The sequence below is a fragment of the Ruegeria sp. genome, from assembly GCF_965199275.1.
GTDB lineage: Bacteria > Pseudomonadota > Alphaproteobacteria > Rhodobacterales > Rhodobacteraceae > Ruegeria.
Map to the genome: position 1 here is coordinate 556461 of NZ_CBDAQX010000022.1, position 19288 is coordinate 575748.

A 19288-nucleotide genomic window follows, 5' to 3' on the forward strand; every position below is an offset into this window, starting at 1 on the left:
TCCATTCTAATTGATGAGCTTTCTTTACAGCTATCCTTAATCAGGAGAATCTTCATGCTCGTCCAGGTCCAAAACCGCAGGGTCGATCATGCGTTTGCTCGCGCTCATCCTGACTGAGTTCCGCATGGCTTTACTCCGCCGGAGCAATCTCCGAAAACGCGCTTCGTCGAGCACAAGCAATGTCGAAGGTGCCAACACCCGCACGTTCACGCGACGGGGCCGTTTCATTAGCATGGCCAATTGCCCAAACATTTCGCCACGACCTAACCGCGTGATGTGTCTGCCGAACTCCACTTCGACTGCCCCAGAAGCGATAAAAAACACACTCCGGGTCAATTCATCTTTGGAAAGGATCGTGTCACCCGCGTTGGCGTAACGGGTACGAAGCGCTCTACTGAGTTTTCGCAATGAAGCTTTGTCGAGATCAGAGAATAGTGGAAACTGCCTGACCAGATCCCGCCCCTTCAGGGCGATGTCCAGTACAGGACGCCCTTCGGATAAAGCACGTCGTGCCGCCACTTCCTGCATCAACACTGAATAGAGCTCTTCGCCTACCAAGCCATCCTCGCGCATGACCGCGTATTCTCGCTCCTCCAGTCGCAATGCTGTCCTTCGGATGAACCGCCGCTCCAGCTTTTCCGCATAACCTGGATATTGGAGCCGCAATCCTTCAAGCGCTGTCTCAACCGCCTCGGATCGGCGCTCCAACAGGTCGTCTAGCAACTCCGCAACCCGGCGACCGTGGATCCGGCGTATGCGACCACGGACAAACCCATCGAGATCTCGAAGGATCAGACGTTGCATGAGCAGTCTTTCGAACCTGTCCGCTGTTATACGAGTGAGCGGAAACGAGATTCGTAGGCGGTTGTGCAGGAAAACGGCGATCCGAAAAGACTTGCCATAGACGACAGATCGATTGGACGCGCGCTGATAGCCGATCCGCCCACCGGTCCTTGCGCCTTCAATGAGCCGATCCGCGTCTGACAGAATTTTTTCGCTGAGAACGGATGACATGGTGCGCTCTCGCATTCGGGCCAAAACTGAATCCCGCTCTGCACCGGCTAACGCAATAAGGCCAAGCGTGATCCGGTCACGATCCAGGATCTCCGCGCTGTCTTCGGCGGCTTTTACAGCCTCGTCGAGGCGTTCGCTAAATTGTTTGGCTTCGTTTCTTACAATTTGGTGGGTCAAGTCGTAGTTTTCCGCAGTGCGAGACACATCCTCGCGGACTGATTGCAAGGCGACTGCGACCACCTGGCGCGACAATGCCGTATCAAGCGGAGTGAGTTTGTCGAGTCCTAGCTTTGTGATCACCGTTCGCAAGGTTGTCCCTTGGACAATCAGTGTAAACAGCGTAAAGCCAGTGGCCAAAATGCCGACCAGACGCTTGGTTTCGAGCGGTACTTGAGTGCTTTCGGTGACTGCTAGTGCCAATGCCAAAGTCACGGCGCCCCGCAGCCCACCCCAAAGCATTGCGGTGCGATAGGGGCGTTCCACAACTGGCGACAGACCGATTGTCGTGAGCAAGGGCAACAAGCCGAACAAAACCGCCGCCCGCGCCAGTGTTGCGGCAAGAACCACTACCGCCAACAGGCCAAAGTCAGACGGTTGCACCCCTTCCAATAGTCTCGGTATTAACAATGCTGCAAGAATAAAGATCAGTGCTCCGGCCCAATGTGCCAAAAGATCCCATACTTCTTGCAGATTTACCCAAGCAACCGGTGACAAACGACCGGGGCCGGTGAGGTTGAGCGTTAGACCTGTGACCACTACTGCGATAACACCCGAAGCCCCGACGCTTTGTTCCGCAACGATATAGGCGAGGTACGGCAGCGCGACAGAAATTGAAATTTGCGCCTTGTCCCAACGGTCTACGAAAGCCATCATCCAAACCGCCAAACGCGCCATAAGCCAACCAGTGAGTGCTCCGCCAACGATCAACAGCGGAAACTGCCCCACGGCGTCACTTAGCGACGGATCAGGTGTAGAAAAGCGTGCAATTTTGACCCCCTAAGCGGGGAAATCGGCGTCCAAATTTGACCCCTCCCTATGGTTGTAGACATCCTTTTCATTGAGCAGTCGATGGAGAGGCAAGCGGGATGATTTGCGTGGAAACTATTAGAAAAGTGCGTCGCTTACACCTGATCGAAAAAAAGAGCATCAAGGAAATTTGCCGTTCGCTCAATTTGAGCCGTGCAACGGTTCGAAAGATAATCCGATCGGGAGTGACGGAGTTCAAATATGAGCGCAAATCGCAGCCATACCCGGTGCTCGGGCCTTGGCGCGCGCGTCTGGATGAAACGCTTGAGGAGAACGAGGCGCTTCCGAAGAAACACCGCAAGCGGATGACCAAAATCTGGAAGGAACTCTCCGATGATGGTTTTGGCGGCGGGTATGACAGTGTTCGACGCTACACAAAGAATTGGCGCATTGCGCACGGCCGACAACAGGCGCAGGCGTTCATCCCGCTGATCTTTGATCCTGGGGAGGCGTACCAGTTCGACTGGAGTGTGGAGACGGTTTTGATGGACGGTGCACTCACGACCGTGAAGGTTGCCCATTTCAAACTTTGCCATAGCCGCATGCCATTCTCCATTGCCTATCCGCGCGAGACGCAGGAGATGGTCTTTGATGCCCACGACGAGGCCTTCAAATTCTTTGGTGGAGGCTGCATCAACGGGATCTACGATAACATGACGACCGCCGTCGATGCGATCCTGTCGGGCAAGGAAAGAAAGTTCAACAAGGCATTCTCCCGGATGTGTTCTCATCATCTGGTGAACCCGATCGCCTGTACGCGCGCGGCCGGTTGGGAGAAGGGTCAGGTTGAGAATCTGGTCAAGGAGAGCCGCGCCTATAGTTTTACACCGCGTCTGGAGGTGGCCGACTTCGATGAATTGAATGCCCGGCTGCAAAAAGACGCGATCAAACGCGCAAAAGAACTGCGGCATCCGGAAAACCTGGAGGTGACGGTCTGGGAGGAGTTCCAGCAGGAAAAGCCGCTGCTGACGCATCTGCAGAAGCCCTTCGTCGGGTTCCGTGAAAAGACGGTCGCCGTGAGCCGAACCTGCCTGATCAACTTCGAAAGAAACAAATACAGCGTTGAGGCAAGAGCTGTTGGACGTCAGGTCCAGTTGCAGGTCTACGCCACGCGGATTGTCCTGCGCCAAGACGGTGAGATTGTCGGAGAGCACGAACGGTGCTTCGGCCGAGGAAAAACGATCTTCAACCCTTGGCACTATGTGCCCGTCCTCAAGCGCAAGCCTGGCGCTCTGCGCAATGGAGCACCGTTCCGTGACTGGGACCTACCACCGGCAATGACGCAGATCTGGACCCATCTGCGGGGCACATCCGACGGAGACCGGCAACTTGCCGATATTCTTTTCGCTGCTTACCAGCACGACATTGATGTGGTCGAGGCTGCCTGCGAAGAAGCTCTAAAATCTGGCCTGCGCAAGGCCGATGCGATCCTGAACATTGTCTCTCGGCGCACCAATCCCCCGCCGCCAAAGGCGATTGAGCCGCCTGCCCACCTGCAGCTGAAAATGGCACCGATCGCGGATTGCGCTCGCTATGACAGGCTTGGAGGCTCCCATGCAACTGCGTAAGGAAATTCTCGAACTTGCCCGTCAACTGAAGTTGCCAGGCATCGTCAACTGCTTTGACGAAGTGATGCAGGCCGCAGCCAAAAACAACTGGCGGCCCCAACAGGTCGTGGCCGAACTCCTCACGGCCGAACTGGCCGAAAAGACTGCGCGCTCGATCCGGTATCAGATGGGTGCCGCAAAGTTCCCGGTCTGCAAGTCCTTACCTGAGTTCGACTTCACGGTCAGCCCCGTCAACGAGGAAGTCGTGCGCAATCTTCATGACGGCGATTTTATGGACCAGGCCAGGAATGGCGTGCTGGTCGGTGGAACCGGATCGGGCAAAACGCATCTCGCAACAGCGATCGGGGGCCACGCGGTCAATAACCGCCGGCGGGTCAGGTTCTTCAGCGCTGTGGATCTCGCGAACAAGCTGGAGGCTGAACATCGCGAAGGCAACGCCGGGCGGCTCAGCGAGCAGCTGATCCGCGTCGACCTCGTGATTATAGACGAACTCGGTTATCTGCCGTTCGCAGAGTCTGGTGGACGATTACTCTTCCATCTCATCAGCAAACTGTACGAGCGAACGTCTATTCTGCTAACAACCAACCTCGCATTTGCTGAATGGCCGAGTGTGTTCACAGATGCCAAAATGACCACTGCTCTCCTGGATCGACTGACACACCATTGCGATATCATCGAAACCGGGAACGAAAGCTGGCGAATTAACCACCGCGACTAACCTCGAAATCGGGGAATAAATTCAAAACAGACAGCAGGTCAAACCTTCAGTCGAGCTACGCTCTCTTTTCGGTTTGACCTGCTGTCCACCCCCTCCTGAATCAACCTAAACACGACCCCCTCAACGCCCCTCTTAGCTCCAAGGGGGGTCAAATTTGGACGCCGATGGGGGGTCATTATTCAATGCCGATTGACACGGTCCTGACCGCTCATCTGCGCCAATAGGCGTGCACGGCGCACCGAAAGCTCACCCATCTGACTGCCGAGCACGTTCAGGTCAACGTCGATGTCGGTGCTGTCCAGCCGGATCAGAGGTTGACCTTCTTCGACAAATTCTCCGTCGGCAATCATGATGTCGCGGATGATACCGCCGTCCAGATGCTCGACCGTTTTGCGATCGCCTTCGACTACGAATGAAGCAGGGGCAACCACCGCCCCGTCCAGTTTCGAGGCGAAGGCCCAGTAGGCGCTGCCTCCGACAAAGGCCATCAGGGTGATCACGCCGACCCAGACATAGCGTCCGATCCGAGGGGAGGCGTCCGAGATGTCGATGAACTCTGCCTCATTCAGCGACAGCGCATTGCGAGAGGCGTTTTGCGGGACAATCTGTGTCATTGGGCTGCTCCTGTGATTTGCGTTTCGGGAACTGGCTGAGGGGTCGGGCGGGTGCCCTTGCCCGAGCTATCCAGAACATTGCGGCGATTGACTTTCAGCACGTCGTCCTTGTCGCCAAACTGGGTCTGGGACCCGTTGCGCATGACCATGACCTTGTTGGCGGCCTGCAAGGTTGCGGGGCGGTGGGTCATTACGATGGCGATGGAGCCACGGGCCTGAGTGGCCAGAATGGCATCGCGCAAGGCCTGTTCCCCTTCGGCATCCAGGTCCGAGTTCGGTTCGTCGAGTACCAGCACGAACGGATCACCATAGAGCGCGCGGGCCAGGGCCAAACGCTGTCTTTGACCGCCGGACAGGAAGAACCCCTGACCGATGCGCGTTTCATATCCTTCGGGCAGGGCGCTGATCATCTCGTGAATGCCAGCCTCCTGCGCGACGCGGAAAACCTCAGCGTCGTCGATGGCGACCGAAAAGCGCGCGATGTTTTCGCGGATCGTGCCGTCGAATAGCTCGACATCCTGCGGCAGGTAGCCGATCTGTTTGCCCAGATCCTCGGCGTTCCATTTCGACATCGGGCTGCCATCCAGCAGAACCTCACCCCGCTGCGGGTGCCAGATCCCGGCCAGCATCTTGCTCAGCGTCGTCTTGCCGGAGCCGCTATGGCCAATGACAGCCAGAACGTCGCCCGCGGCCAGATCGAAGTCGATACCCCGAATGGTGGCATTGATCGCGCGCGGCGGACCGGCCTGAGCGATTTTCACATCCAGCGTCTTGAAGGCGCGGGGCAGGTGCAGGTTGGGTGTTTCTTCGGCGAAATCTTCGGTCAGTGCTTTGATTTTGGAATACGATCCGCGCGCGGCCAAAAATCCTCGCCATTGGCCGATGAGCGGATCAATTGGCGCCAGCGCTCGCGCCAAGACGATGGTCGCGGCGATCATGACGCCAGCGGTGGATTCGCCGGTAATGGCAAGGGCCGCGCCCAAGCCCAGAATGGCCGATTGCAGGCCCATACGGATGGTCTTGGACAGAACCGAAAAGCCAGCGATACGGTCAGCCGCCCGTATTTTATGGGCGTGCGCGTCGATTTGCAGGGCGGTCCAACGACGCACCAGATCGGATTTCATGCCCAGCGCGTGGACCAGTTCGGCATTGCGATCCGAGGTCTTGAACAGCGCGTCCGAGCGCCCTCGGGTCTCGGCGGCGTTTCGCATCGGTTTCTGCGCGCGGGCGTTGTTGATCAGCGCCATGACGGTCAGGGTGACGGCTCCGGCAAGTCCCAGCAGACCCAGCAGAGGATGCAGGACATAGAGGACCAGCAGGTAAATGGGCATCCACGGCGCGTCGAAAAAGGCGGTCAGGGTCGAGCCCGAGATGAACTCGCGAAATCCGTTGACGTCGTCGACCAGATTCTCGGCGCTCTGTGCCTCGCCCTGAACCCGGCGGCGCATGGCGGCCCCCAGAACCGGCGCGCCGACGGCCATCTCGAACCGGGCAGCCAGACGGCCCAGGATGCGCATCCGCATCAGGTCGAGACAGGCGATCGCGACAAAGACGCCGCCCAGCAGAAGGGTCAGCGCGATCAGCGTGTCGACATTCTGGCTGGTCAGGACCCGGTCATAGACCTGCAGCATGTAAAGCGGCCCGGCCAGCATCAGCAAGTTGAGAAACAGGCTGAAGAAAGCGACAGCAACAAACCCTTTGCGCAACGAGGCCCATGCGGTTTGTACGGGGTTGGATTTCTGAAACATCGTCTTGCCCTTTTCCGGTTTGGCAAACGGGGCGGTATGAGCCGCCCCGTCCGTTTTCGATTAAGCGACGAAGTCGTCTTCGGTCAGGTCGGTGGTGTTGACGCCCGCCAGACGGATCGAGCCTTCGGTGCCGAACGAGATCACTGCGTCGTTGCCATCCTGTGCGACATTCACCGCGCCGCCGAAATCGGGACCGAAATCGCCAAACTGCAGCTGGTCGAGGCCAATCTCGAAGTCCTGGATCACGTCGTCTCCGAAGTTCGCGCCGAAGGTGAAGGTATCCGCACCTGCGCCGCCGATCAGGATGTCATTGCCAACCTCACCCGAGATCAGGTCATCGCCGTCACCACCGCTGAGCTTGTTGTCGAGATCGCTGCCGATGATGATGTCACCATCGTCCGACCCGATCACATTCTCGATCGACTGCAGAACATCGACCTCGATCTGGTTGTCGATGACGTCCTGACCGATGACACCGGTGCCGCCTGTGGCGTTCACGTCCAGCGTGGCACCTGCATCCACCAGCGTATCCTGCACGACCGGGCCATTTGCACCAGCCGGAGCGTTGTGCAGATGGATGGCCGAGACAACACCCGGGATCGGCGTGTTCAGGTCGGCCTCGTTCAGGCCCACAACGCTCAGCTCGCTGGAATAGGTCACCTCACCTGTGTTCAGGTTCTGGGTGATGACCAGAGAGGCCTCGCCGGTGGCTTCGCTGTCCGAGGTCGGCCCCGGTTCCTGCGCCGCGTCCAGACCGCCGCTCAGGGTGACGGTGCGGATGCCATGCTCGGTCTCGACACTGTCCACCAGCAGCTGCCCGCGGATTTCGCCGCCGGGGAAGTCCGATGTATGGATGTTGTAGTACAGGTTGCCCTGAAGCGCCTGTTCCACAAAGGCCGCACCATTGGCGATGTTCGCGCCGAACTGACCGGGGGCAGAGACCACGGCGTCCTTGACCGAGACATTGAAGCCCGTATCGCGGGTTGCGGTGCCATTGCCATTGGCGCCCAGGCGCACTTCGACCGCGACATCCAGGTCCGAGAAGTCGGCTGTGTCGATGCCGTCGCCACCGTCGATGAAGTCATTGCCCAGACCACCGGTCAGAACATTGTCCGCATCGCCCGCGATCAGAACGTCGTCGCCCGCGCCACCATCGATATTGCCGTTGGTAGTGCCCAGATCGACAAAGATGTCATCGCCTGTGCCCAGCAGGACGTTGCCGTTGATCACGCCTTCGTCGTCATTGACGATGGTCACGTCACCCGCATCCGAGGCGTCGATTGCATTGACCGTTCCGCGAATCTCACCTTCGTTCAGGATCGCCCCCAGAAGGTTCAGGCCACCGTCAACGCGGATACCTGCAGCTGCGTCCGAGGTCTCGGACCCTGCGATCAGGCCTTCGTTGACGACCACCCCGGCAAATCCGGCCTCAGACTGGCTGGTAAACAGGCGCAGGCCATCACCGACCTGATTGCCCTCAACCGCGTCGCCGCGACCTTGCAGGGTGCCTTCGTTCAGAATGGCCGCCGACACGATATCGCCTTCGACATCGCCGGTTTGCAGCGACACGGCCGAGCCGTTGTTGCCCAGACCCGCATCAACCAGACCGGTGTTGTTGAAGGTATAGTTGTCGGCAGTGCCATCGGCATAAACGGTGCCATTGCGCTGGTTGCCGGTGCCCAGGATTTCGCCTTCGTTGACGACCTCAAGCCCTTCGCCATCGATGTTCACCGCACGGCTGTCCGACGTGACTGTTCCACGGTTCACAAACGAGCCGCCGTTATGATCGCCGGTCCCGAAGTAGACACCGTTTTGCACGCCTGCGAATACGCCGCCTTCTTCGTTGACCAACTGGCCCTGGAAGTTGACGTTGTTCACCGCGCGGAACGCGCCGACGGTTCCGTTTGCACCTTCGGACAGCACAGTGCCTGCGTTGGTGATGGAGCCGGTGAACGTGCCAGCGTTGCCGACATTGCCGATGCGGATACCGTCGCCTGCGGCATTGGTACCCGCTGCCGCGTTGCCGCGACCCTGGATCAGACCGTCATTGTTCAGCGTGAACGCATTCTCGCCTGCGATCTCGGCGCCAAAGCCCGAACCTTCATTGCCTTCACCCGCATCGACGACGCCGGTTTCTTTGTTGTTGAAGGTGAAGTCTTGCGCAGTGCCATCGGCGTAGACGGTGCCGTTGCGCTGGCTGTCGGTGCCGACAATCTCGCCTGCGTTGTTCACTTCCAACCCGATGCCGTCGATGTTGAACGCGCGGCTGTCGGACGAGATCACCCCGCCTTCGAGGTTGTTGAACACACCACCGGTGTGATCCGCGCCTTCACCGGCGACCGGGTTGCCGAAATAGACGCCGTTCTGAACGCCCGAAATCTGGCCCGAGTTGTTGAACTCACCCTGGGAGGACACACCGTTGACGAAACGCACACCGGCAACGGTGCCATTTGCACCCTCCGAGTCGATAGTGCCCGAGTTGTTGATGACCGCATCAGTGACGCCGATGTTGCTCACATTGCCGACCCGGATACCGTCGCCTGCCGCATTGGAGCCCGCCGCCGCATTGCCGCGACCCTGAATGGTGCCTGCGTTGTCCAGCGTGAAGGAGGATGCGCCATCCGCAGTTCCGCCGATTTCAACGCCAAAGCCCGACCCTTCATTGCCTTCACCCGCGTCAATGGTGCCGGTGACCAGGTTATTGACTGCGAAATCATCGGCGGTGCCGTCGGCATAAACGGTGCCGTTGCGCTGGCTGTCCGTACCAAGGATATCGCCGCCGTTCACTAGGTTCACACCCGTGCCGTCGATATTCACCGCGCGGCTGTCGGACTGGATCGTGCCGAAGTTCAGAACATCCAGATCATGTGTGCCCTGACCGATATAAAGCCCATTTGCGGCACCCTCAATCACCCCGGTCGAGGTGTTCAGAATTTCGCCCTCGGCGCTTGCGCCATCCGCGATGCGGATACCGGCAGCTGTGCCTTGCGTGCTTTCCGATGTGATCAGCCCGCTGTTGACGATCTCGGTCTCGAGGATCGTGCCCTCGGCACCGTTGTTGATGCGGATACCGTCACCTGCCAGACCGGTGTTCGATGCCGCCTGACCACGGCCCTGAATGGTGCTGCCAAAGCCGTTGAAGATATCGGTTTCCACACGGTCACCAACCTCATCCCCGACCTGAAGCGAGATCCCGGCGCCCTGATTGCCTTCACCGGCATCCACTGTTCCGCCCGTGAAGTTCGAGATCGAGATATCCTCGGCGGTGCTGTTGGTATAGATCGTGCCGTTGCGCTGATCTCCGGTGCCAAGGATGTCGCCGAAGTTGCGCACATCAATGCCCTGGCCCTGAATATCCACGGCACGGCTGTCGGAGGAGATCACACCGTCACGGAAGTTGTCCAGGCTGCCCGAGCTTTCGGGTCCTGCAAACTGAACACCGTTGAAGTCGCCCGAGATCTCACCAAAGTTGCGCACGGCTGCGCTGCCGGTGACTTGAACGCCGGTCGCCAGTGCATCGGGGCCGTTATTCGCCTCGATCACGCCCGAGCGGAAGTTGAACACGTCAACATCCTCGCCCTGCGCCTGAACGGCCGCGACGGCGTTGTTGGTGACGATCTCGCCAAAGTTCAGCAGGCGGGAAAAGTCATTGGCCAGAACAAAGGCGGGCGTGTCATCCACGATCGTGTTCTGGAAGAAGTTGTTGAAAAGGGTTTGGCCGTCACGTGTGGTCTCTTGCGCCAGTGTTGACGTGGTCAAGAGACGGGCGCGCAGGCTTTCTACGAATTGGGACAGCATGGGTCACTCCGTCTGGTTTGTTGCGTGATGCAGGTGGCCCGTTCGATCGGGCAACCGACGCATCAAATCAGTAGGCCTGGCCCGTGGTCAGCGAAAATTCATGGTCCAAATTGGGGGTATAACCAACGCAAATACTCACGGATTTCGTGAAGTCTTCACTGGCCGCGGCCTTGATTTTAACGGCGATGCTATGGGAAAACGCGGGTCGCTCACTTATTTGATGACGACGTTTCACCTATTTGTGACGGGATGTGGGGGGCAAATCCCCCTCAAACCGCCGCGCGGGCTTCTGAAACAGGGAGGCCGCGCGTAGTGTCACAGGTACCTTGACCTATTTATTTGTTCGAATTGCCCCGCCATGAACCTCAGAGACCTGGAATACGTCATTGCCATCGCCAAGCACGGCCAGTTCAGTCAGGCCGCCTCGGCCTGCAACGTGTCCCAGCCTGCGATGTCCAACCAGATCAAGAAGCTTGAACAGGAGCTGGGCGTCGAGCTGTTCCTGCGCCTGAGCAATGAGGTCCGCCCAACCGCCTGTGGCGCGCGGATCGTCGACATCGCGACCCGGATGCTGAATGACGCGCAAAAGATCCGCGACACAGCGACCGAGTTCCGCGACCCCGAGGCGGTGCCTTTTACCATCGGCATGACGCCCACGTTGGCGCCGTACCTGACACAGTATTTCTCGGAGCTGTTCAGCACTTTGTTTCCGCGCATGCGAGTGACAATGATCGAAGACCTGCCGCAAAACATGTTGCAGATGGTCGAAGACCACACGCTGGACCTGGCGCTTGTCGCCAAGATCAACAATAGCGACGCGCTGGATTTCACCTCGATCTGGTCCGAGCCTCTGTTTCTGGCGCTGCGCGAGGGGCATCCGCTGCATACTCTGCCCTCGATTTCTGCCGATGAGGTGCCAGTGCATGATTTCATCCGTTTGCCCCATAGCTTCGGCTATGCGCTGGAAGATCGGTTGCCCAAGCAGGATCCCTCCAGCCGTATCAGTAAGCGCTTTGATCTGACCGCTTTGCGGTTCGAGACGATCTGCCGTCATATCTGCCACTCTGACGATTGCACGATTGTTTCCGCCCTGGCGGCCGAGCAGTTCAAGCGGGATAACTGGCCGCTTTGCTTTATTCCGTTCGAAGGACCAGGCCATCTGCGCGATCTAGGGGCGGCGACGCGGCCCAATTGCCCGCGCAAACCGATGCTGGCGCGGATCGGAGAATACATTCGCGAAAAACCCCCGATCGGAGTGATCCCGACCTATCGACCCGAGGAAGTTGATCCGCCGAAACAGCCAGCGACGGTCTGAGCGTTTTCGGCAAAGGGGTTAGTAGGTGGTCCGCATCTGATAACCTTGATGGAAGGTCATTCTGACGAATGTGACCGGTTTGCTTTGGAACCATGTCGTGCGTTCCAGTTGGAACAACGGTGTGCCCGGTGGCACTGACAGAAAGTCCTGCAACTGCCCGGTGGCCGGAACCGCCGAGAAGGCGATCTCAGCGTTGGAAAAGGGAACCTCGGACAGCAGCCATTCATTGGGGCCGGTGGTCAGAAAGCTCTCATTCACCACGTGAGGTACGGCATCGACGCTGATCCAGCGCTCTTCAAACTGAAAAGGGCGGTTGTCGGCGTGATGCATGCATTGAAGATGCAGGATTTGTGCACCTTCCTGCAGGCTCAGCTTGGCCTGTAGCCACGCTGGGCAATCGATCTGCGTACGGCTGACAAGCGCATAGCGGTACTCGGCATTCATATCCTCGATCGTCTGGCGGACAACGGTGATCGGCAGTTTGGCCTGTTTGACCGGTGTCGTGACAACCCGGGTGCCTCCTTTGCGCTTGCGGGTGATGATGCCCTGTTCCGCCAGCTCTCGAAGCGCGCGGTTCACGGTAGCTCGGGCGCAGCCGAACTCGGCGGCCAGTTCCAGCTCGGTCGGAAGCAAGCTTCCCTGAGGCCAGATGCGGCTTTGGATACGGTTGATCACCTCGTCACGGATATCCTGAAAACCGATGTTCTTCTGTTCCGCCACGATCTGATCCCGTTTCCTCAATAAGCTTATTCATAATATGCATTGCAGGCGACCCTCGCGTAAAGAGGATGCCTAGCGTTACAAGTGAGGCAATATCTCGGCTATGGCTTTTCTGTACCGCGCCACGATCTGGTCACGTGCCACATGTTGACCCTCCTTGACCTTGTGTCGCCCAGCCGACCAAAGGTCGGTCACCACTCTGTCTTGTGCAGCAAACACAAGCCCGTCCAGTAACTGTTCAGGTCGCAAAGTGCACAGCGCCGGATCACTGCTGTCGATGGCAACGAGGTCGGCCAAAGCGCCCTCAGCGATCTGCCCCGCGTTGCGTCCCAGCGCCTGCGCTCCCCCCATCGCGGCACCGCAATAGAGGGTTTGTCCGACGGACCCTTCGCCAACCACGAGCACATTGCGGGACAGGTCGCGCAGGCGTTGGGAGTACTCCAGCGTTCGAAGCTCCTCGGTCAGTGAAATCCGGACATTTGAATCTGATCCCACGCCGAACGCACCGCCTACAGCGAGGTAAACAGCGCCGTTGAACGGGCCGTCGCCCAGATTGGCTTCGGTGATTGGACAGAGGCCAGCGACAGCGCCTGACGCCGCCAATGCGCGTGTTTCTTCATCCGTCATGTGGGTGGCGTGGATCAAGCACCAATGCCCGTCAACAGAGGCATTACCCAGCAGCCATTCGACCGGGCGCGCGCCCAAGCCAGCCTGCACCTGTGCAACTTCCTTGGGCTGCTCGGCTATGTGGATATGAACCAAACCTGTGTGATGGCTCAGCACTTCTTTCAAATCGGCGGGTGAGGTCGAGCGCAGGGAATGCGGGGCAATTCCCACCCGGACATCCTCTGGCAATGCGGCGCTGGCCGCTTTGGCCTCGTCCACCAGTCGCAGGAAACGTGTCACGTCGTTGCCGAACCGCTGTTGCCCGGGTTCCAAAGGCACTTCTCCGACCCCGGCATAGGAGTAGAGGACGGGCAGATGCGTCAGGCCGATACCTGTTTCGACGGCGGCAGCCATGATGCTATCGGACAGCTCGGCCAGCCGCTCATAGGGTGCGCCGCCGGGTTGATGGTGCAGATAGTGGAACTCTCCGACCGAGGCGAACCCGGCCTCCTGCATCTCCATGTAGACTAGTGCCGCGATGGCCTGAATCTGACCGGGCGTCAGTTGTGCAGTGAAGCGATACATCACATCGCGCCACGTCCAGAAGCTGTCCCGCCCGGCGCGTCGGTATTCAGTCATTCCTGCCATGGCCCGCTGAAAGGCATGGCTGTGAAGGTTGGCCAGCGCAGGCAACAGGGTGTCGACCGTGACATCTGCGTCCTGCGCTTTGGCGGCTGCGACCACAGTGGCGATGTGCCCGTCCTTCAGATCCAGCCTGACATTTTCTGCCCAACCTGTTGGTAGCAATGCGCGCTTCGCGAAGATGGTCATTTGGCTCTCCATTTTATGGATAGACATAAAACATATTGGAATGTACTAGAAAAGAGAGAATTGCATCCAGTGCGAGAATCAAATGCCCACAACCCACATCCTGAAGGACTTGAGCGCCGCAACCATGGTAGAGAATGGCGCGCCTTATGGGATGATCGAGTCGGCGGCGATAGTGATCGAAGGCAATAAAATCGCATGGGTTGGACCGCAGGCCGAATTGCCCGAAACCTATGTCGGGTCGTCTGAGACGTCTTTCGCTGGGCGACTGGTCACGCCCGCTCTGATCGACTGCCACACGCATGTGATCCACGGCGGCCACCGTGCGGTCGAGTTTGAGATGCGCTTGAATGGGGCGAGCTATGAAGAGGTCGCCCGCGCCGGAGGGGGGATCATCTCGACGGTAACGGCCACGCGTGCGGCCAGTCTGGATGACCTAGTTGTGCAGGCGCTGCCGCGTGTAGATGCGATGCTGGCCGAAGGTGTCTCGGTCATCGAGGTGAAATCCGGCTACGGTTTGGATCGCGAGACCGAATTGACCATGCTGCGCGCCGCGCGGGCTTTGCAAGACCACCGTCCGGTGCGAGTCGTAGCCAGTTTTCTGGGTGCCCATGCCGTGCCGGTGGAGTACAAGGGCAATCCGGACGCATATATAAGTGAGGTTTGCATTCCAACCCTGCGCGCCGCCCATGCCGAGGGGCTGGTTGATGCAGTTGATGCCTTCTGCGAAGGGATTGCCTTTCTGCCCGACCAACTCGTGCCATTGTTTGATGTGGCGAGAGAGCTTGGCCTGCCGATCAAACTCCACGCCGAACAGTTGTCCAACCTGGGCGGCGCAAAGCTGGCGGCCAGCTACGGCGCACTGTCTGCGGATCATATCGAGTATCTCGATGACGAGGGTGCCAACGCGATGGCGCGCGCTGGCACGGTTGGCGTGATCCCGCCCGGTGCTTTCTATACCCTGCGCGAAACGCAATCTCCGCCCATTGATCTGCTGCGCAAGCACAATGTCCCGATGGCTTTGGCGACGGATTGTAATCCGGGATCTGCCCCAATGACCTCTCTGCTCTTGGCAATGAACATGGGCTGCACCCTGTTCCGTATGACACCCGAAGAGGCGCTGAAAGGCGTGACCCTCAACGCGGCCCGCGCGCTGGGTTTGCACGATTGCGGCCAGATTGCACCCGGCATGCGCGCTGATCTGGCGATCTGGAACGTCTCTCACCCGGCCGAGCTGTCCTATCGCATCGGCTTCAACCCGCTACACACTCGCATTTTCGGAGGCGCAGTTTGACCACCCTGACCCTTACGCCCGGCGCTGTTTCTCTGGCGCAGTTGGAGCAGGTGTTCCGAGACGAATGCGCCGTGCAGCTGGACCCGGCCTGCCATCCCGGCATTCAGGCGGCCCACGCGCGCATCGCGGATGCCGCTGCGGGTGAGGTCGCAGTCTACGGCGTCAACACGGGCTTCGGCAAGCTTGCCAGTGTCAAGATTGCGGCCGAGGATACGGCGACCTTGCAGCGCAATCTGATCCTGTCGCATTGCTGCGGCGTCGGCCCAGCGATCCCGCGAGCGCATGCGCGGTTGATGATGGTTCTGAAACTGCTCAGCCTTGGGCGCGGAGCCTCGGGCGTGCGGCTGGAGTTGATCACGCTGCTTGAGGCTATGCTGGCCAAGGGAGTCACCCCCGTGATCCCCGCGCAGGGGTCGGTCGGGGCCTCTGGCGATCTGGCGCCGTTATCCCATATGGCCGCCGTCATGATGGGCGCGGGTGCGGCCGAATTTGGCGGTAAACTCATGCCGGGGGCTGAGGCGCTGGAGGCAACTGGCCTTACGCCGGTGGAGCTTGGTCCGAAAGAAGGTCTCGCGCTGATCAATGGCACCCAGTTTTCGACCGCTTTTGCTTTGGCGGGCCTGTTTGGCGCGTGGCAAGCGGCCCAGAGCGCGCTGGTCACCTCGGCACTGACCACAGACGCGATCATGGGGTCCACCGCGCCGTTGCAGCCTGAAATCCACAGCCTTCGAGGACATCGCGGCCAGATTGAGGCCGCAGCCACCATGCGCGCCCTGCTGGCCGGATCGGTGATCCGAGAAAGCCACCGCGACGGCGATACGCGCGTGCAGGACCCGTATTGTATCCGCTGCCAGCCGCAGGTCGTCGGTGCAGCAATGGACGTGATCCGACAGGCCGCCACAACGCTTGAGCTTGAGGCGAACGCAGCCACCGACAACCCTCTGGTCCTGTCAGAGGCCGGGCTGATCGTCTCGGGCGGTAACTTTCACGCCGAACCGGTTGGGTTCGCCGCCGACATGATCGCGCTGGCCGTTGCCGAGATCGGAGCCATCGCTCAACGCCGTATCGCATTGATCGTCGATCCGGTCCTCAGCTATGATCTGCCGCCCTTCCTGACCCCCAATCCGGGGTTGAACTCGGGCCTGATGATTGCCGAGGTCACGACGGCGGCTTTGATGAGCGAAAACAAGCATCTCGCCAACCCCTGCGTGACGGATTCGACGCCGACCTCTGCCAATCAGGAGGACCACGTCTCAATGGCGGCCCATGGCGCGCGGCGTCTGGGGCAGATGGTGACCAACCTAGAGCGCATTCTGGGGGTCGAACTGCTCTGCGCGACGCAAGGGATCGAGTTCCGCGCGCCGTTGCCCACCAGCGAGACGCTACAAGATGTGATGGACCGGCTGCGCGCGGTGGTGCCGCCATTAGGTGACGACCGCTATACCGCGCCGGATATCGAGGCAGCCTATAACCTGATTTCCAGTGGCGAGATCGCGCATAGCACAGGTGTTGCCATGCCGGAGTTGGGCGCGTGACGGATCCGGTTGAGGTCACCCGAGGCGATAGCCCAATCGTTCTGGGTCTGCCCCATACGGGCACTCATGTACCGCCCGAGGTTCAGGCCAAGCTGAACGCGTGGGGCAGGGCGCTGACGGATACGGATTGGCACATCCACACGCTCTACGACGGGTTGCTGAACGGGGCGACGACGGTCCGAGCGACCTTCCACCGCTATGTGATCGACGCCAATCGCGATCCGTCGGGCGTGTCGCTCTATCCCGGTCAGAACACGACTACACTGGTTCCGCTGACCGATTTCGATGGGAATGGGATCTGGGATCAGCGGCCATCCGACAAAGACATCGCCGAACGCCTCGCCGCGTTTCACACGCCCTATCATGCCGCGCTGATGGCCGAGCTGGAGCGGGTCAGGGCGATCCACGGCATTGCCGTCCTCTATGACTGCCACTCGATCCGCAGCACCATTCCGTACCTGTTTGACGGAGTTTTGCCCGATATGAATCTGGGCACAAAAAACGGCACGACCTGCGCGCCTGAGATCGAGGCAACGGCCCATGAGTTTGCCGCTTCATCACCCTATAGCACCGTCTTGAACGGAAGGTTCAAAGGCGGCTGGACGACGCGCCACTATGGCCGCCCGGCGGAGGGTCTCCACGCCATTCAGATGGAGCTGGCCCAATCCTCCTACCTGACAACCGAGCGCCCGCCATGGTCCTATGACGACCGTAAAGCCGACCGTTTGCGCCGCTGGCTATTCGACATTCTGGACGCCGTCCAAGACACAGCATTGGAGCTTGCATCATGACCGACCCTCGCAAGAACACCCGTGATATCTATCCACCCACCGGGCTAGAGTTGAACACCAAAAGCTGGATGACCGAAGCGCCGCTGCGGATGCTGATGAACAACCTGCACCCGGACGTGGCAGAGAACCCGCATGAGTTGGTCGTTTACGGCGGCATCGGGCGCGCGGCGCGGACTTGGAATGATTTTGATACGATCGTTTCAAGCCTCAAGGATCTGGAAGAAGACGAGACACTGGTTGTGCAATCCGGCAAACCCGTGGCCATTGTGCGGACGCATACGGATGCGCCTCGGGTGCTGATCGCGAACTCCAACCTCGTGCCGCATTGGGCCACTTGGGATCACTTCAACGAGCTCGATAAGAAGGGTCTGATGATGTACGGCCAGATGACCGCTGGCTCGTGGATCTATATCGGGACGCAGGGCATCGTTCAGGGCACTTATGAGACCTTCGCCGAGGCCGGACGTCAGCACTATGGAGGTGATCTGACCGGGAAATGGATCCTGACTGGCGGTTTGGGTGGAATGGGTGGCGCGCAGCCCTTGGCAGCGGTGTTCGCCGGGGCCTGCTGTCTGGCTGTTGATTGCAATCCGGACAGCATCGACTTCCGCCTGCGCACCAAATACCTGGACGAAAAGGCCGAAACGCTGGACGAAGCGCTTGAGATGATCGACGGCTGGACCAAGGCGGGTGAGGCGAAATCGGTCGGCCTGCTGGGCAATGCTGCCGAAATCTTCCCCGAGATTTACGCCCGGATGCAGGCCGGTGGCATGCGCCCCGATATCGTTACCGACCAGACCAGCGCCCATGACCCGGTCAACGGCTACCTGCCGCTGGGCTGGACCATGGCGCAGTGGAAGGACAAACGCGAAAGCGACCCCAAGGCGGTTGAAACTGCCGCGCGCGCCTCAATGAAACAACATGTCGCTGCGATGGTCGATTTCTGGAACGCCGGCGTACCGACGCTGGATTACGGCAACAACATTCGCCAAGTGGCGCAGGATGAAGGGCTCGAGAACGCCTTTGCCTTCCCCGGTTTCGTGCCCGCCTATATTCGCCCTCTGTTTTGCCGCGGGGTTGGCCCGTTCCGCTGGTGCGCCTTGTCTGGCGACCCCGAGGATATCTACAAAACCGATGCCAAAATGAAAGAGCTGTTCCCCGAGAACACCCATCTGCACAATTGGCTCGACATGGCGCAGGAGCGTATCGCCTTCCAAGGCCTGCCTGCACGGATCTGCTGGATCGGTCTTGGGGATCGTCACAAGGCCGGGCTGGCCTTCAACGAAATGGTCCGCACCGGAGAGCTAAAGGCCCCGGTTGTTATTGGTCGCGATCACCTCGACAGCGGGTCCGTTGCCTCACCCAACCGCGAGACCGAGGCGATGAAGGACGGTTCGGACGCTGTTTCGGACTGGCCGTTGCTGAATGCGCTGGTGAACACGGCCTCGGGCGCCACATGGGTGTCTTTGCACCATGGCGGTGGGGTCGGGATGGGCTTTAGCCAGCACGCGGGCGTAGTGATCTGCGCGGATGGCACCGATGCAGCGGCCAAACGGTTGGAGAGGGTTTTGTGGAACGACCCGGCTTCGGGCGTGTGGCGTCACGCGGATGCGGGATATGAGGATGCCAAGGCCTGCGCCCGCGAACACGGGCTGCGGTTGCCGGGTATTCTGGGATAGACCTCGGTCAGCGATCAGCGAATTGATGCGTCAT

12 protein-coding genes and 1 pseudogene are annotated in these 19288 nt (G+C 59.5%); 7 read left to right on the top strand and 6 right to left on the bottom strand.

The annotated features are described in order from the left end of the window. Nucleotides 1-36 precede the first annotated feature (36 nt). Nucleotides 37-1983 (bottom strand): annotated as a pseudogene (locus ACOERD_RS22450) (cation:proton antiporter); the annotation flags it as partial. Between the two features lie 116 nt (nucleotides 1984-2099). Here ACOERD_RS22450 and istA point away from each other — a divergent pair. Both istA and istB read left to right on the top strand, forming a co-directional pair. Continuing rightward, complete coding sequence (gene istA / locus ACOERD_RS22455) at nucleotides 2100-3608, top strand: IS21 family transposase (protein WP_419737605.1); 1509 nt, start codon at nucleotides 2100-2102, stop codon at nucleotides 3606-3608. Then, nucleotides 3595-4326, top strand: coding sequence for an IS21-like element helper ATPase IstB (gene istB / locus ACOERD_RS22460; RefSeq protein ID WP_419737606.1), 732 nt, complete (start codon nucleotides 3595-3597; stop codon nucleotides 4324-4326). Before istA ends, istB begins: the two co-directional genes overlap by 14 nt. 179 nt (nucleotides 4327-4505) lie before the next feature. Here the strand turns inward: istB and ACOERD_RS22465 are convergent, their stop codons facing one another. The 3 genes from ACOERD_RS22465 to ACOERD_RS22475 are packed head-to-tail and all read right to left on the bottom strand — an operon-like array spanning nucleotide 4506 to nucleotide 10486. Continuing rightward, complete coding sequence (locus ACOERD_RS22465) at nucleotides 4506-4940, bottom strand: hypothetical protein (protein ID WP_419740520.1); 435 nt, start codon at nucleotides 4938-4940, stop codon at nucleotides 4506-4508. Continuing rightward, nucleotides 4937-6688: a type I secretion system permease/ATPase gene (locus ACOERD_RS22470; RefSeq protein ID WP_419740521.1), complete on the bottom strand. Its 1752-nt coding sequence runs from the start codon at nucleotides 6686-6688 to the stop codon at nucleotides 4937-4939. Before ACOERD_RS22470 ends, ACOERD_RS22465 begins: the two co-directional genes overlap by 4 nt. 60 nt (nucleotides 6689-6748) lie before the next feature. Continuing rightward, entirely contained in the window at nucleotides 6749-10486 is a 3738-nt protein-coding gene (locus ACOERD_RS22475) for a beta strand repeat-containing protein (RefSeq protein WP_419740522.1), read from the bottom strand. Nucleotides 10487-10844: 358 nt separating this feature from the next. Here ACOERD_RS22475 and ACOERD_RS22480 point away from each other — a divergent pair, with 358 nt between their 5' ends. Next, nucleotides 10845-11801, top strand: coding sequence for a LysR family transcriptional regulator (locus tag ACOERD_RS22480; RefSeq protein ID WP_419740523.1), 957 nt, complete (start codon nucleotides 10845-10847; stop codon nucleotides 11799-11801). A gap of 18 nt (nucleotides 11802-11819) precedes the next feature. On the opposite strand, the gene ACOERD_RS22485 is transcribed toward ACOERD_RS22480, so the two are convergent. Together ACOERD_RS22485 and ACOERD_RS22490 are read right to left on the bottom strand one after the other, a co-directional pair. Next, nucleotides 11820-12521 carry a GntR family transcriptional regulator gene (locus ACOERD_RS22485; RefSeq protein WP_419740524.1) on the bottom strand — a complete coding sequence of 234 codons (702 nt, stop codon included), beginning with the start codon at nucleotides 12519-12521 and terminating at the stop codon, nucleotides 11820-11822. A 78-nt stretch (nucleotides 12522-12599) separates the two neighbouring features. Continuing rightward, on the bottom strand, nucleotides 12600-13958 hold the full coding sequence (locus ACOERD_RS22490; RefSeq protein WP_419740525.1) for a formimidoylglutamate deiminase: 1359 nt from the start codon (nucleotides 13956-13958) through the stop codon (nucleotides 12600-12602). A gap of 82 nt (nucleotides 13959-14040) precedes the next feature. On the opposite strand from ACOERD_RS22490, the gene hutI reads away from it, so the two are divergent. From hutI to hutU, 4 genes are read left to right on the top strand one after another with little or no spacing between them, the layout of a single operon-like run. Then, entirely contained in the window at nucleotides 14041-15249 is a 1209-nt protein-coding gene (gene hutI, locus ACOERD_RS22495; protein ID WP_419740526.1) for an imidazolonepropionase, read from the top strand. Then, complete coding sequence (gene hutH / locus ACOERD_RS22500) at nucleotides 15246-16784, top strand: histidine ammonia-lyase (protein WP_419740527.1); 1539 nt, start codon at nucleotides 15246-15248, stop codon at nucleotides 16782-16784. The genes hutI and hutH overlap by 4 nt, the downstream gene beginning before the upstream one ends. Continuing rightward, nucleotides 16781-17575 carry an N-formylglutamate deformylase gene (gene hutG, locus ACOERD_RS22505; RefSeq protein WP_419740528.1) on the top strand — a complete coding sequence of 265 codons (795 nt, stop codon included), beginning with the start codon at nucleotides 16781-16783 and terminating at the stop codon, nucleotides 17573-17575. Before hutH ends, hutG begins: the two co-directional genes overlap by 4 nt. After that, entirely contained in the window at nucleotides 17572-19254 is a 1683-nt protein-coding gene (hutU, locus tag ACOERD_RS22510) for a urocanate hydratase (protein WP_419740529.1), read from the top strand. The genes hutG and hutU overlap by 4 nt, the downstream gene beginning before the upstream one ends. Nucleotides 19255-19288 lie beyond the last annotated feature (34 nt).

What these genes read in the sequence shown, in the direction of transcription:
- ACOERD_RS22465 (WP_419740520.1), bottom strand. Translation starts at nt 4,940, where the DNA reads ATGACACAGATTGTCCCGCAAAACGCCTCTCGCAATGCGCTGTCGCTG.
- ACOERD_RS22470 (WP_419740521.1), bottom strand. Translation starts at nt 6,688, where the DNA reads ATGTTTCAGAAATCCAACCCCGTACAAACCGCATGGGCCTCGTTGCGC.
- hutI (WP_419740526.1), top strand. Translation starts at nt 14,041, where the DNA reads ATGCCCACAACCCACATCCTGAAGGACTTGAGCGCCGCAACCATGGTA.
- ACOERD_RS22480 (WP_419740523.1), top strand. Translation starts at nt 10,845, where the DNA reads ATGAACCTCAGAGACCTGGAATACGTCATTGCCATCGCCAAGCACGGC.
- ACOERD_RS22490 (WP_419740525.1), bottom strand. Translation starts at nt 13,958, where the DNA reads ATGACCATCTTCGCGAAGCGCGCATTGCTACCAACAGGTTGGGCAGAA.
- hutU (WP_419740529.1), top strand. Translation starts at nt 17,572, where the DNA reads ATGACCGACCCTCGCAAGAACACCCGTGATATCTATCCACCCACCGGG.
- istB (WP_419737606.1), top strand. Translation starts at nt 3,595, where the DNA reads ATGCAACTGCGTAAGGAAATTCTCGAACTTGCCCGTCAACTGAAGTTG.
- ACOERD_RS22475 (WP_419740522.1), bottom strand. Translation starts at nt 10,486, where the DNA reads ATGCTGTCCCAATTCGTAGAAAGCCTGCGCGCCCGTCTCTTGACCACG.
- istA (WP_419737605.1), top strand. Translation starts at nt 2,100, where the DNA reads ATGATTTGCGTGGAAACTATTAGAAAAGTGCGTCGCTTACACCTGATC.